Source organism: Paeniglutamicibacter psychrophenolicus (genome assembly GCF_030812255.1).
GTDB classification, from domain to species: domain Bacteria; phylum Actinomycetota; class Actinomycetes; order Actinomycetales; family Micrococcaceae; genus Paeniglutamicibacter; species Paeniglutamicibacter psychrophenolicus_A.
The window spans coordinates 690,967-704,480 of sequence record NZ_JAUSSH010000001.1; the positions used below are offsets into that span (position 1 = coordinate 690,967).

Annotated in this window: 13 protein-coding genes; 11 read left to right on the top strand and 2 right to left on the bottom strand. The window is 67.8% G+C overall.

The genetic code is table 11. The annotated features are described in order from the left end of the window. Positions 1-129 precede the first annotated feature (129 nt). From J2T21_RS02995 to hutI, 6 genes are all read left to right on the top strand, one after another. Entirely contained in the window at positions 130-816 is a 687-nt protein-coding gene (locus tag J2T21_RS02995) for an IclR family transcriptional regulator (protein ID WP_307578275.1), read from the top strand. Between the two features lie 96 nt (positions 817-912). Then, complete coding sequence (gene hutU / locus J2T21_RS03000; RefSeq protein WP_307578278.1) at positions 913-2,592, top strand: urocanate hydratase; 1,680 nt, start codon at positions 913-915, stop codon at positions 2,590-2,592. Between the two features lie 35 nt (positions 2,593-2,627). Then, positions 2,628-3,971: a YjiH family protein gene (locus tag J2T21_RS03005; protein WP_307578280.1), complete on the top strand. Its 1,344-nt coding sequence runs from the start codon at positions 2,628-2,630 to the stop codon at positions 3,969-3,971. 11 nt (positions 3,972-3,982) lie between these two features. Next, positions 3,983-5,260 carry an allantoate amidohydrolase gene (locus tag J2T21_RS03010; RefSeq protein WP_307578282.1) on the top strand — a complete coding sequence of 426 codons (1,278 nt, stop codon included), beginning with the start codon at positions 3,983-3,985 and terminating at the stop codon, positions 5,258-5,260. Beyond that, positions 5,257-6,486, top strand: a complete 1,230-nt coding sequence (locus J2T21_RS03015; protein ID WP_307578284.1) for a formimidoylglutamate deiminase — start codon at positions 5,257-5,259, stop codon at positions 6,484-6,486. The genes J2T21_RS03010 and J2T21_RS03015 overlap by 4 nt, the downstream gene beginning before the upstream one ends. After that, positions 6,483-7,682, top strand: a complete 1,200-nt coding sequence (gene hutI / locus J2T21_RS03020; RefSeq protein ID WP_307578286.1) for an imidazolonepropionase — start codon at positions 6,483-6,485, stop codon at positions 7,680-7,682. Before J2T21_RS03015 ends, hutI begins: the two co-directional genes overlap by 4 nt. 122 nt (positions 7,683-7,804) lie before the next feature. Here the strand turns inward: hutI and J2T21_RS03025 are convergent, their stop codons facing one another. After that, complete coding sequence (locus J2T21_RS03025) at positions 7,805-9,025, bottom strand: glycosyltransferase (protein ID WP_307578288.1); 1,221 nt, start codon at positions 9,023-9,025, stop codon at positions 7,805-7,807. 105 nt (positions 9,026-9,130) lie between these two features. Between J2T21_RS03025 and J2T21_RS03030 the strand changes: the two genes are divergently transcribed. Together J2T21_RS03030 and tpx are read left to right on the top strand one after the other, a co-directional pair. Then, complete coding sequence (locus tag J2T21_RS03030; RefSeq protein WP_307578290.1) at positions 9,131-9,823, top strand: TetR/AcrR family transcriptional regulator; 693 nt, start codon at positions 9,131-9,133, stop codon at positions 9,821-9,823. 397 nt (positions 9,824-10,220) lie between these two features. After that, a complete protein-coding gene (gene tpx, locus J2T21_RS03035) occupies positions 10,221-10,718 on the top strand; it encodes a thiol peroxidase (protein WP_307578292.1) in 498 nt (165 codons plus the stop codon). Positions 10,719-10,879: 161 nt separating this feature from the next. On the opposite strand, the gene J2T21_RS03040 is transcribed toward tpx, so the two are convergent. Next, a complete protein-coding gene (locus J2T21_RS03040) occupies positions 10,880-11,722 on the bottom strand; it encodes a phosphotransferase family protein (RefSeq protein ID WP_307578294.1) in 843 nt (280 codons plus the stop codon). 63 nt (positions 11,723-11,785) lie between these two features. Between J2T21_RS03040 and J2T21_RS03045 the strand changes: the two genes are divergently transcribed. From J2T21_RS03045 to J2T21_RS03055, 3 genes are all read left to right on the top strand, one after another. After that, a complete protein-coding gene (locus tag J2T21_RS03045) occupies positions 11,786-12,598 on the top strand; it encodes a CPBP family intramembrane glutamic endopeptidase (protein ID WP_307578296.1) in 813 nt (270 codons plus the stop codon). A gap of 147 nt (positions 12,599-12,745) precedes the next feature. Beyond that, positions 12,746-13,036, top strand: coding sequence for a hypothetical protein (locus tag J2T21_RS03050; RefSeq protein WP_307578298.1), 291 nt, complete (start codon positions 12,746-12,748; stop codon positions 13,034-13,036). A gap of 88 nt (positions 13,037-13,124) precedes the next feature. Continuing rightward, positions 13,125-13,400 (top strand): hypothetical protein, encoded by a 276-nt coding sequence (locus tag J2T21_RS03055; protein ID WP_307578300.1) that lies wholly within the window; start codon positions 13,125-13,127, stop codon positions 13,398-13,400. Positions 13,401-13,514 lie beyond the last annotated feature (114 nt).

A 13,514-nucleotide genomic window follows, 5' to 3' on the forward strand; every position in this document is an offset into this window, starting at 1 on the left:
CGTTTCAATAAGTGAAACGCATCACTGGCCTTGGGGCAAGCCCCCGGACGTTTGAATTTAGTCCAGGGGTGCCAAATGGCCTCTCAAGCCAACACTTTCAAGCAAGAACCACCCAGATGGAGGATAACCGTGGCGGAACCGTCTACACGCACCGTGGAGCGGGCACTGCAGTTGCTGGGCGCCGTCTGCGATGCCGGGGCGGTAACGCTGGCTGAGGTTGCCAGGGGCACCGAGCTCTCCGCGTCCACCGCACTGCGCCTGCTGCGCACCCTGGAAAACAGCGGCTTCGTTCGCAAGGACGAGGTGGGCGAGTACCGGCCGGGACTGCGCCTGGTCCAGCTTGGCGCCCAGGCGCTGAGCCACGAATCGCTGATCCACCTGGCAGCCCCGGCCCTGCAGCGCCTGGTCGATGCGACGGGTGAATCAGCCTACCTTTCGGTGCGCGGCCACCACGGCACCGGTAGCGATCACGCCGTGTACCTGGCCATCGCCGAGGGCACCCACTCGGTGCGCCACGCCTCCTGGGTGGGCCGCAGCGTGCCATTGAAGGGCTCCAGCCTGGGCGTCGTCTTCGCCGGAAGAACCCCGGAATCCGGCTTTGCGGTCTCCGACAAGGGAGTCGAAGCCGATGTGACGGCCATTGCCGCTCCGCTGCGGCAGCTCGGGGCAACCAGAAATGCCGAGGAGGACGGGCCCGTGGCCGCGATATCCGTGGTTGCACCCAGCTACCGGATGAATCCGGCGGAGATCGAGCGCATCGGACAACTGGTCGCCGCCGAGGCCCGGGCTCTCCTGGGTGCCGCCGTCGGCAGCTGAACCCGGGGCGAATCCGGCAACACAACCACGAACCACCCATAAGAATTTCCTCAAGCAACACCACATTTCAGTATCACCGATAAGGAGAACAAACCCATGAGCTTCACCCAACATGATCCCTCCCGTGTCATCCGCGCCCCCCGCGGCACCAAGCTGACCGCCAAGAGCTGGCAGACCGAAGCCCCGCTGCGCATGCTGATGAACAACCTCGACCCGGAGGTCGCCGAGCGCCCCGAGGACCTGGTCGTCTACGGAGGCACCGGCCGGGCCGCGCGCTCCTGGGAAGCCTACGACGCAATCATCAAGACCCTTACCGACTTGGAAGAGGATGAGACCCTGCTGGTCCAGTCCGGCAAGCCGGTCGGGGTGTTCCGCACCAACAAGTGGGCCCCGCGCGTGCTGATCGCCAACTCCAACCTGGTCGGCGACTGGGCCACCTGGCCCGAGTTCCGCAAGCTCGAGGCCGAGGGCCTGATGATGTACGGCCAAATGACCGCCGGGTCCTGGATCTACATCGGCACCCAGGGCATCCTGCAGGGCACCTACGAGACCTTCGCCGCCATCGGCGCCAAGCGCTTCGGCGGCACGCTGGCCAACACCCTGACCCTGACCGGCGGCTGCGGCGGCATGGGCGGCGCCCAGCCGCTGGCCGTCACCCTCAACGGCGGCGCCTGCCTGATCGTGGATGTTTCCGAGGACCGCCTGCGCCGCCGCCTGGGCAAGCGCTACCTCGACGACGTCGAGCTGGACCTGGATGCGGCCATCGCCAAGGTCACCGCCGCGAAGAACGAGGGCCGCGGGCTCTCCGTCGGCTACGTCGGCAACGCCGCCGAGGTCTTCCCGGAACTGCTGCGCCGCCAGAAGGCCGGCGAAGTGGCCATCGACATCGTCACCGACCAGACCTCCGCACACGACCCGCTGAGCTACCTGCCGGTCGAGTACACCCTGGAGCAGTGGGACGCCGAGGCCCAGGCCGATCCGGAGGGCTTCACCAAGAAGGCCCAGGTCTCCATGGCCCGCCACGTTGAGGCGATGGTCGGCTTCCAGGACATCGGGGCCGAGGTCTTCGACTACGGAAACTCCATCCGCGACGAGGCACGCCAGGGCGGCTACGACCGTGCCTTCGAATTCCCGGGCTTCGTCCCGGCCTACATCCGCCCGCTCTTCTGCGAGGGCCTGGGCCCGTTCCGCTGGGTGGCACTCTCCGGCGACCCGGAAGACATCCGCGTCACCGACGAGGCACTGAAGGAACTCTTCCCGGAAAACGAGCACCTGCACCGCTGGCTCGACGCCGCGGCCGAGCACGTCGAATTCGAGGGCCTCCCGGCCCGCATCTGCTGGCTGGGCTACGGCGAACGCCAGAAGGCCGGCCTGCTGTTCAACCAGCTGGTGGCCGAGGGCAAGGTCTCCGCGCCGATCGTCATCGGCCGCGACCACCTGGACTCGGGCTCGGTGGCATCACCCTACCGCGAGACCGAATCCATGAAGGACGGCTCGGACGCCATCGCCGACTGGCCGCTGCTCAACGCCCTGACCGCCACCTCCTCCGGCGCCACCTGGGTCTCGATCCACCACGGCGGCGGCGTCGGCATCGGCCGTTCCATCCACGCCGGACAGGTTTCGCTGGCCGACGGCACCGAGCTGGCCGCGGCCAAGCTCGAGGCGCTGCTGACCAACGACCCTGGCATGGGCGTGATCCGCCACGTGGACGCCGGTTACGAGCGCGCCATAGAGGTCGCCCGCGACCGCGGCGTACGCATCCCGATGGCGCAATAGACCACCTAGAACCCACTCGAAACAGGACAACTCCCATGTCTGGAACAAACAACACCGAGCTCGACGTCCAACGCACTTCCGCGCAGCCGCGGGGCAAATGGCGATTCTTCGTCTACAGCCTCATCGGCGTCTTCATGTTTTTCATACCGATCAACATTGGCGGCAAGGAGACGATCCCGCTTGACCACCTGGTCGGCTGGATCATCACCGGGCTCGGGGAGTCCGTGCGCTTTGTGGCGCTGGGGCTGATCATCGCCGGAACCGTCTACCCCTTCGCCTCCGGACGCTGGCGCGAGTCGGGTGTCAAGAAGGTGTTCGCATTCCTGAACATCATCGGCCTGGTGGTCGGCACCATGCTGGTCTTCAAGGCGGGCCCGGCACTGTTGTTCGAACCGGACCTGGGGCCCTTCCTCTTCAACAAGCTCGTGGTTCCCGTGGGCATGATCGTTCCGGTCGGGGCCATCTTCCTGGCACTGCTGGTGGGATACGGGTTGATGGAGTTCGTCGGCGTGTTGGTCCAGCGGGTCATGCGGCCGATCTGGCGCACCCCGGGACGATCGGCCGTCGACGCCGTCGCCTCCTTCGTGGGCAGCTACTCGCTGGGCCTGCTGATCACCGACCGGATGTACCAGTCCGGGCGCTACACCGCCCGGGAGTCGGCGATCATCGCCACGGGCTTCTCCACCGTCTCGGTCACGTTCATGGTGATCGTGGCCAAGACGTTGGACATCATGCACCTCTGGCTGCCGTACTTCTTCCTCTCCTTTGGCGTCACCTTCCTGGTCACCGCCATTTGCGTGCGGATCCCCCCGCTCAGCCGCATCAAGGACGAGTACTACCCGGAGGCCGTCGCTTCCCCGGAGGAGACGGTCACCACCCGCCGCCTGGCCACCGCGTGGAACGAGGCCATGGAAATGCTCGATTCCGCACCCTCCCTGGGACGCAATATCTGGGTCAACTTCCGCGACGGGCTGCTGATGGCCATGGCCATCCTGCCCTCGATCCTCTCGGTGGGGCTGATCGGGCTGCTGCTGGCCCGCTTCACCCAGATCTTCGACTGGCTCGGCTACCTCTTCCTCCCCTTCACCTGGGTCGTGGGCCTGCCCGATCCGCTGTTGGCAGCCAAGGCCTCCGCGGTGGGCATCGCCGAGATGTTCCTGCCGGCCACCGTGGTCGCCGGGCACGAATCCGAGCACCTGCGCCTGGTCATTGCCGTGGTCTGCGTCTCGGCCATCATCTTCTTCTCCGCCGTGGTGCCCTGCATCCTGGCAACCCGGATACCGTTGAAGGTCTGGCACCTGGTCGTCATCTGGGCCCAACGCGTGGCCCTGACCATCCTCCTCGCCAGCCCGATTGCCTTCCTCATGGTCGGCAGATAGGAAACACGAACGTGCACACCCAAACCGTCAACTCCCTGTTGGGGGCCATCGAAGACATCGGCCGCGACGCCAAGCGCGGCGGCTACTCGCGCCCCGTGTATTCGGCCGCCGAAACCACGCTGCGCGAATGGTTCATCGCCGAGGCCACCGGCCGGTCCCTGGAGGTCTCCACCGATGCCAACGGCATCATCTGGGCCTGGTGGGATATGCCCGGATTGGCCAGGGACGAGGCCTCGCGCCGCGGCGCCTTGGTCACCGGGTCCCACCTGGACTCGGTGCCCGGCGGCGGGGCGTTCGACGGCCCGCTGGGCGTGGCCAGCGCGCTGGCCGCCTACGACGAGCTCGCCAAGCGCGAGCGGGCCGGCTCCCTGGTGCGCAACCGCGCCCTGGCCATCACGGTGTTCCCCGAGGAGGAGGGCTCGCGCTTCGGCGTGGCCTGCCTGGGCTCGCGCCTGCTCACCGGCGCCATCGACCCGGTGCGCGCGCTGAACCTGCGCGATGAAGCCGGCAACACCTTCGCCGACGTCGCGGCCGCCCACGGACTGGACCCGGCGCGCATGGGCCGGGACGACGCGGCGCTGGCCCGGATCGGGGACTTCATCGAACTGCACGTGGAGCAGGGCAAGGGCCTGAACTCCGAGGAGCACACCGATGCCGCCGGGCGCGGCCCGGCCATCGCGGTGGGGGACTCCATCCTGGGCCACGGCCGTTGGCGCCTGTCCTTCTCCGGCCAGGGAAACCACGCCGGCACCACGCTCATGGCCGACCGCTCCGACCCGATGATCGCCGCGGCACAGACCATCGTGGCGGTGCGCACCATCGCCGCCGCGCAGGACAACGCCCGGGCCACCGTGGGCCGGCTGGAGCCGGTGCCCGGAGGCACCAATGTGATCGCCTCCCGCGTGGACATGTGGCTGGATGTGCGCCACCCGGATGACGCGGTGACCGCGATGCTGGTGGAGAAGATCCACGGGCGGGCGCAGAAGCTCGCGGCCTTCGAGGGCTGCGCGGTGAACCTCACCGAGGAATCCTTCTCGAACACCGTGCACTTCGATTCCGGGCTGACCCGATCGCTGTCCAACTCGGTGCGCCGCCTGGTGCCCGGGGCCCCGCTGCTGCCCACCGGCGCCGGCCACGACGCCGGGGTGCTGGCCGCCTTGGTCCCCTCGGGAATGCTCTACGTGCGCAACCCCTCCGGCATCAGCCACTCGCCGGAGGAATACGTTGAGGACGACGACGCCGCCGCCGGCGTGCTGGCGCTGGCCGACGCCCTGGAGGACCTGCTGTGAGCCCGAAAACCGTCCGGGTCCCGGCCCCGGTCAATGCACACTCGCACGCCTTCCACCGGATCCTGCGCGGGCGTACCCACCAGGGGGCGGACGGCGGGGCCGGGAACTTCTGGACCTGGCGCGAGCAGATGTACGAGGCCGCGGCCGGACTGGACCCTGCCGGATACCAGCAGCTGGCCACCGCCGTGTTCGCCGAGATGGTGGTTTCCGGGTGGAGCGCCGTGGGCGAATTCCACTACCTGCACCACGACGTCGACGGCGCCCCCTATGCGGGGGACCATGAGCACGCGATGGAGCTTGCGCTGGCCCGTGCGGCGAAGACCGCGGGGATCCGCCTGGTGCTGCTGGACACCTGCTACCTGCAGGGCGGGCTGGATGCCTCCGGCACCGTGCTGGGCCTCAACAAGACCCAGCAGCGTTTCTCCGACGGCGATGTCGCCGGCTGGCTGGAACGCCACGGATCGCTGGCCACGGCGCTGGCCGACGTCGACGCGGGGGAGGGGCTGGTGTCCCTGGGTGCGGCCATCCACTCGGTGCGTGCCGTCCCGCCCGCGGCCCTGGAACAGATCGCCGCCGGACTGGATCCGGCACTGCCGCTGCATGTGCACCTGAGCGAGCAGCCGGCGGAGAACGAATCCTGCCAGGCGGCCTATGGGCTGAGCCCCACCGGGCTGCTGGAACGCTCCGGCCTGCTGGCGCAACGGCTTTCCGCGGTGCATGCCACGCACCTGTCCGGGGCGGATATCGCCGCGCTCGGTGCGGCGCGCGCGGGCATCGTGATGTGCCCGAGCACCGAGGCGGATTTGGGCGACGGCATCGGCCCGGCCCGTGAACTGGCCGACGCCGGGGCGGTCATCGCCCTGGGCAGCGACCAGCACGCGGTGCTGGACCCCTACCTGGAGCAGCGCGCCCTGGAACACGGCGAGCGGCTGCGCAGCGGTCGGCGCGGGCGCTTCTCGCCGGCGGAGATCTCCGCCGCGGCCCGGGCCGGGGGCCTGCGCTCGCTGGGCCTGGCGGAGAACGACGACCACCTTCAAGTGCGCACCGACAGCCTGCGGACCTCCGGATCGCGCGCCGCCCAGCTCCCGCTCACCGCCACCGCCGCGGATGTTCTCGAGGTCCGCATCAACGGCCAATTGGTGGCCCGCAACGGCATCCACACCAGGCTGGGCGACCCGGCCGACCTCTATCAAGCCTTCTTCGAGAGATACCCGGAGTTTTCATGACCACCACCTTGATCACCAACCTGTCCGAGGCCTTCACCTCCGATGCCGCCGCCACGCTTGTCACCGACGCGGCGATCCTCATCGACGGGGAGAAGATCGCCTGGATCGGGAAGGGAGTCGACGCCCCTCAGGCCGACACCGTCATCGACGCCGGATACCGGGCGGCGCTGCCGGGCTGGGTCGACTCGCACAGCCACCTGGTCTTCGCCGGGGACCGCAGCCGCGAATTCGTCGCCCGCATGGCCGGGCAGGACTACGCCGCCGGCGGCATCGCCGTGACCACCGCGGCCACGCGGGCGGCCAGCGACTACGACCTCACCCGGCTGGTCATGGGCCGGGCCGCCGAGGCCCTGGCCGGGGGCACCACCTACCTCGAGACCAAGACCGGCTACGGCCTGTCCGTGGAGGAGGAAACGCGGCACGCCCGCATCGCCTCCACCGTGGTGGACCAGGTGACGTTCCTGGGCGCCCACCTGGTGCCCGCGGGGATGGACGCGCAGGAATACACGGACCTGGTCTGCGGCGAAATGCTCGAGCGGGTCCGCCCCTACGCCCAGTTTGCCGACGTCTTCTGCGAACGCGGGGCCTTCAACGAGGCCCAGTCCCGCCAGGTGCTCGCCGCGGCGCGGGACGCCGGGCTGGGTCTGCGCGTGCACGGGAACCAGCTGGGCCCCGGTCCCGGAACCCGGTTGGCCGTGGAGTTTGGCGCTTCCAGCGTGGACCACGTGAATTATCTGGACGAGCAGGACGTGGCGGCGCTGGCCGGCTCCTGGCAGGGCTGGGATCCGGCCACCCGCCGCGGTGTCGCCGGGACTGTGGCGACCTGCCTGCCGGCCTGTGACCTTTCCACCCGGCAGCCGTTGGCCCCGGGGCGGGAACTGATCGATGCGGGCGTGCAGATCGCGCTGGCCTCGAACTGCAACCCGGGCACCTCCTATACCTCCTCGATGTCTTTCTGCGTGGCCACGGCCGTGTTGCAGATGAAGCTAAGCATCGAGGAAGCGGTCATCGCCGCGACCTACGGCGGGGCGCTCGCCCTGGGCGTGCAGGATCAGGTCGGCACCCTGGAAGTGGGCAAGCGCGCGGACATCCAGTTGCTCAACGCACCGGCGGTGGCGCACCTGGCCTACCGGCCGGGGATGAACCTTTCGGGCCCGGTGTTCCGGGCCGGGAAGCTGGTTGCGGGGCAGATCTAGGCAAGTGGCGGAGGGATTCCCCGGGGCTTGCCTGGGGAACCCCGGATCACGGGCAGTGCACTCCCCGTGTGGTTGGAAACGCTGGCGACGGAACCCGACGGTGCATTCGGTGTCCGTATGTTTTACATCCTCCGGCCGGCATCGTGAAGCGCGGAAACCACCGGGGCGGTCCCGTCTTCCGTGGCGAGCGCCGCGGCGACTTGGCGTGCCTTGGCGGCATAGGCCGGCGTTGTGGTGGCCTGCTTGATGGCGGTGGCCAGCCGTTCGGTGGTGAGGAGTTTGTAGGGGACCGGTTGGGGGCCCGCGCCGAGGGACGTGATCCGGGCGGCCCAGAATGGCTGGTCGGTGTAGATCGGGACGCTGACGGTTGGGACCCCGGCGCGCAACCCGGCCGCAGTGGTCCCCGCTCCGGCGTGGTGGATCACCGCCGCCATCTGCGGGAACAGCCATTCGTGGGGAACCTCTCCGATGCCCAGGACATTGGGACCGGTGATGCCTTCCGCACCCTGCAACACCGCTCGGACGCCGGCGCGGCGAATCGTGTCGAGCATGAATTCGGCGTCCATGGCCTCGCTGCTGCCAAAACCGATGAAGACCGGGGGCGGTCCGTCGGCGAGGAATTCGAGCAGCTCGGTGGACGGGCGCCAAGCCGGATCGGTTTCCGGCCACCAGTAGCCGGTCACCACTAGTCCTGATCGCCAGTCCGACGGTGCTGGAAACACGGTGGGGCTGAATCCGTGGAGTATGGGACGGTTGGTTTTTCGGCGGAGCCGTTCGCTGCCGGCCCGTGATTTTTTCGCCAGCCCGAGGGACTGGCGGATGCGTGCGCTCGGGAGGTCGTAGGGCGCCCTGCCGGCGGACACCAGGGAGCCAAGCAGCTTGTTTCCGACCGGGCCCAGGCTGCGGGCGGTCCCCAATGCCACGGGCGGGTAGGCGGAGCTGGGCTCGATTGGCTGCAGGTGTGCGCCAATGGCGGGGATGCCCAGGGCCTCGGCTACGTCGTAGGCATAGGGCGCGACCGAATTGGCCAGTATCACGTCGGCACCGCGCTCTGCCGCGGCCACCGTACCTGTCGCGGCCAGCTCCATGTATTCACCGAGTTCGCGCATGTACCGCAACAGGTCCGTTGCCGACGCCCTTTTTCCGGGGGCCGCAGGATTGACCAGGCTGCTCATGTCTCCGGGCAGTTCGCGATGCTCGCACCCGACCGCGGTGATCAACGGGGCATGGGCGGCGTTGGCCGCGATTGCGACGTCGAACCCGGCGGACTGGAGCCTGCTGCCTAGTCCTGCCATCGGGGCGACATCGCCCCGGGTGCCGGGGGTAACCATGAGTACGCGCATGGGGGATCCTCACTCCTATTGATTGCGAACGGTGTTCGCAATCAAGGATATAGTGAAGTGGTTGCAGGACCCAACGCCGGTGACCGAAGGAAAGGCGGAACAAGAATGACTGCTCGCGACCCCATTGATATTTGGCGAAGGCCGGAGCGTTCCGGCGTCGGGCCGAAACCGCAACACTCCCGAGGGCAGATTGCCGCCGCGGCGATCGACATCGCCGACCGGGACGGATTGGCGGCGGTGTCTGTACGGAGAGTGGCCCGGGACATGGGGACCGGCCCTGCGTCCCTCTACAGGTACCTGCGATCCCACGATGAGCTCGTCGAACTCATGGTCGACACCGTGAGTGGTGAATACGACCTTGGTCCTTCCGGCGAAACACCGAGGGACCAGCTGCTTGCCCTGGCCCGGCAAGGCCGGAGCATCATGCACCGGCACCCGTGGCTGGCCGCGCTGCTGCCGACCCGGCCGTCAATGGGACCCAGCACCCTCCGCTACCTGGAACGCGCCCTGTCCGCAATGGAGTCGATCGACATGCCGGGCCCCTCCAAGCTTCAAACCGTGGCCATGCTGACGGCGCTCACCTCCGCATTCGTGCAAAATGAGCTGTCCCAACCCGGAAATTCCGGGTCGGACAACGGTGCAGCGAATGATCGACTGGAGTACCTCTCAGAGGCGGTTTGGTCAGGCAATTACCCGAGGCTCGCCGGCGCGCTCGCTGGAGGGCACGAACCCGAGACGCCGGATGACATGTTCACTGGCATCATCGTTGACTACCTGGCTGGGGCGGGCCTTCGATAGTCCCGAAACCGCCCGGGGTCAGTGACGTGCAAGCTCGCCCGGAGGCCGGAGTATTTAGCGGTGTTCCGAGCCGATGCCTTGGCGGTGGGCAGGGACTCGGGGTCGGCAGTTCGGGAAGCAGGCCTGCAGGAAACGCATGAGTTGTGCATGACTCGCGAATGAAGGTCTCGAGGGATCGTTCTTGGGGTGTGAAGATCATCCCGTGGGGACATGGGCCGAATTGGCCAGTGATTGGGTGCGCCGGGAAGCGGGAACCATCCTTGAACGCCTGATCGCCGTTCTGCAACCTGAGACTGGGGCTTCCCCAGCGAAGCGGATATTACGCTCCTGACGTGATGTCGGACGCCGCCAGCGAATTTTTTAGTGATGCCGGTCGCGCTCGTGATAAACAGGGAGCATGGCTATTACTGCACTCAAAGGTACCCCTGTCCAAACCGTTGGCGAGCTGCCCGCCGTTGGCGCAACCGCTCCCGACTTCGCTTTCACCGGAGCCGATCTCGGCGAGGTAAACAGCGGCGAGCTGCGCGGCAAGCGCGTCGTGCTCAACGTCTTCCCGTCGATCGACACCGGTGTCTGCGCCTCCTCGGTCCGCAAGTTCAACGAGTTGGCCGCCGGCCTGGAGAACACCGCCGTTGTGTGCGCCTCGGCCGACCTGCCGTTCGCCCTGGGCCGCTTCTGCGGTGCCGAAGGCCTCGAGAACGTTGTTCCGGCCTCGAGCTTCCGCTCCGACTTCGGCACGAAATTCGGCCTGACCCAGGCCGACGGACCGCTGCGTGGCCTGCTTGCCCGCGCCGTGGTGGTTCTTGACGAGAACGGCGTGGTCCTGCACCACGAGGTGGTTCCGGAAATCAGCACCGAACCGAACTACGACGCAGCAATCGCCGCGTTGTCCTAAGCATCCTTACTTCGGCTTAGCTGCCTCGCAGCTGGGCCGCAGCCTGGGGGTGGGCCCCGGCACCAGGAATCGCTTCAGATTCCAGGTGCCGGGGCTTCACTGTTTAAGCGTCCAAACTCTTCGGGCCCGGTCATCGTTGCCGACCCGAGGCAGAACCTGCGCTAGGCACGCGTAGCCTCGGCCGCGGCCAGCAGGCGCGGCCCGATCTTTTCCACCAGCGCGGCCAGATCCCGCCCGGGATTCAGGGATGCGTCATACACACTCTCCAGGGCCATGGCGCCCAGCCAGATCCGGGCCCGCCACGCCGCGTCCGGGCCCGGGGCGATGACGTCGATGAAATCCGCTCCATGCCACATGGACAAGTAGGCGGTGTTCAGCGCCGGATCCCAGGCGGAGGCCAGGTCCCAGTCGATGATTCCGTGCAGTGTGCCCTCGCTCCAGCGCATGTTGTGCCCGGCCAGATCCCCGTGGACCAACGAGGCGGGCACCGAGGCAAAATCCCCGATGGTGTCCAGGACCCGCCGGGCAGCCCCGGCCAGATCGGCGGGCAGCGCCGCCAGTGCCGCGTCGGCCTTCTGCCCGGTCCATGGTCCGCGGAAGGAAAACGGCGGCGCCAGCAGGTGGGCGATCGGCCCGAGGTCCACGGCGGCAAGTTCCTCCAGCACCGCGCGCAGCGCGGCCGGATCGCCAGTGTGCGGGGGATGCGCGGCGCCCGGGACATAGCGCTGGACGACGGCGGAGAACCCCGCGCCGTGCCACACCTCGCTCAGGGCGGTGGGCAGCAGGAAGGTGAACCGGCCCGAGAGCGCCTCGATGAGGTCCACGCATCGTTGCATCTCCCGCGCGGCGCCGGGCGTGCGGCTCATGCGCATCACCGCCTCGCCGGGGGCCACCAGCACCAGGTGGAACTGGCCTCCTTCGTCGACGTTCCCGGATTTCCAATCCGGACCCGGGAACAGGGCGTTGGCCAGCTCAAATTCACGGGGCAGCGCTTCTCTACTCACCCTCCCATCCTTGCAGGTCAGCGGGTATGTGGGTACACAGGCCCAGCACGTAGGATCGAAGGCATGAGCCCAAAAGCGTCGGAGAACACCGCATCCAGCGAGTCCCTGGGGCGCACCGGCCCCGAGCCGGGAACCCGCCGCGGGCTGAAAGTCGAGCTGCTGATTGTCCTGGGGCTGTCCCTGGGGCAATCGGGCATCTACTCGATTGTGAACCTCATCGACAAGATGACGCGGGCGCCGCTGGGCTCGCAGACCACCTCGTTGAACAACTCGCTGAACCAGCGCCAGTACTTCGACTTGACCTACCAGTTGCTGGACATCTTCTTTGCGCTGGTGCCGGTGATGCTGGTCTTCTACCTGCTCTGGAGGATTCCGGGAGGCAATCCCTTTGCCCGGCTCGGCTTCGATGCGGCCAGGCCGTTGCGTGACCTGGGGTGGGCATCCGGACTGTTTCTGGCCATGGGGCTCGGAACCCTGGGCGTCTATGCGGTCGGCCGGGCCCTGGGGCTGACCACCATCATCGTGCCGGCGGCGCTGGACGACTACTGGTGGACGGTTCCGGTGCTGGTCTTCTCCGCGATCCGCCACGGCATCCTGGAGGAAGTCATCGTCGTCGGATACTTCTTTGAGCGCCTGGGGCGCCTGGGCTGGGGCAAGTGGCAGATCATTTGCGCCAGTGCCGTGCTGCGCGGCAGCTACCACCTGTACCAGGGGATCGGCCCGTTCATCGGCAACGTCGCCATGGGGATCGTTTTTGGCTGGTTGTACGCAAGGAAGGGCAGGGTCATGCCGCTGGTGATCGCCCACGCCTTGCTGGACATCGCCGGGTTCGTCGGTTACGCACTGCTCGGCCCGGCCATCGGAATGGGCACATAAAACACGGTTTGATGACGTTTGATGCAAACGCCTGAGTTCCCGGGCAACCCCATTGGGCTCGGGGGAACCGGCGACCGCGCCCAGGGCGCGCTTTCCCGCCGGACGCCCGGCGGCAGGAGCCCCGGCGCATCGCGCAAGGAGCCGGACATGCCCCATCCCATGAGCTCGAGGACGATGTTCCGGCTGGGAGTGCTCCTGGGGATCGTCGGGGTGCTCTTCCATGTCGTCCTGACGCCGCTGATGGGCTGGGCGATCACCCGGTTCAGCTTCTACAACACCGGAATCACGATGCTGGGAGGGCTTTTCTCGCTGCTTCAGCAAGGCACCTTCCTTGGCGGCCGGTTCCTGATGGCGGGATCTTTCGTGGTGCGCTCCGCCGAGGAAGCCGTAGCCGGGGTGCGTGGCGGCGGCAGCCCCGCGGTCCGGGCCCTCCGATGATTGACTTCCCGCCCTGGGCACCGGCAGCGACGGCGGATTCCCGCATGTGCGATGCCGCCCTTGCCGACCCCGGACAGGCGGGAACCACATGCCCAGGCTCCCGAGCTCCCAAGCAATGTTCCGGCTGGGGCTTGTGATGCTCCTGTCGGGCGTGGCCTACGCCCTGTTGGGAGACCCGATCGCCGGCTGGTACTACGACACCATGTTGCCGGGCGCAGGGACTGTCCGGGCGCTGAGCACCTGCCTTCACCTGGCGTTGTTCATGGGAGGCCTGTTCCTGGCCGCCGGATCGATCGCAGCCAGGCACTTCGAGATCCTGAAGGACGAACTGCGCAACGCATCCGGTGGCGGAACCAACCAATAACAGCGCAAGGCGGGGGGGGGGGGGGGGGGGCGGCCCCCCCCCCCCCCCCCCGGGGGGGGGGGGGGGGGCGGGGTGTGTGGGTTTTTTTAGAAATTGGTGTGTGGGATGGGAAAC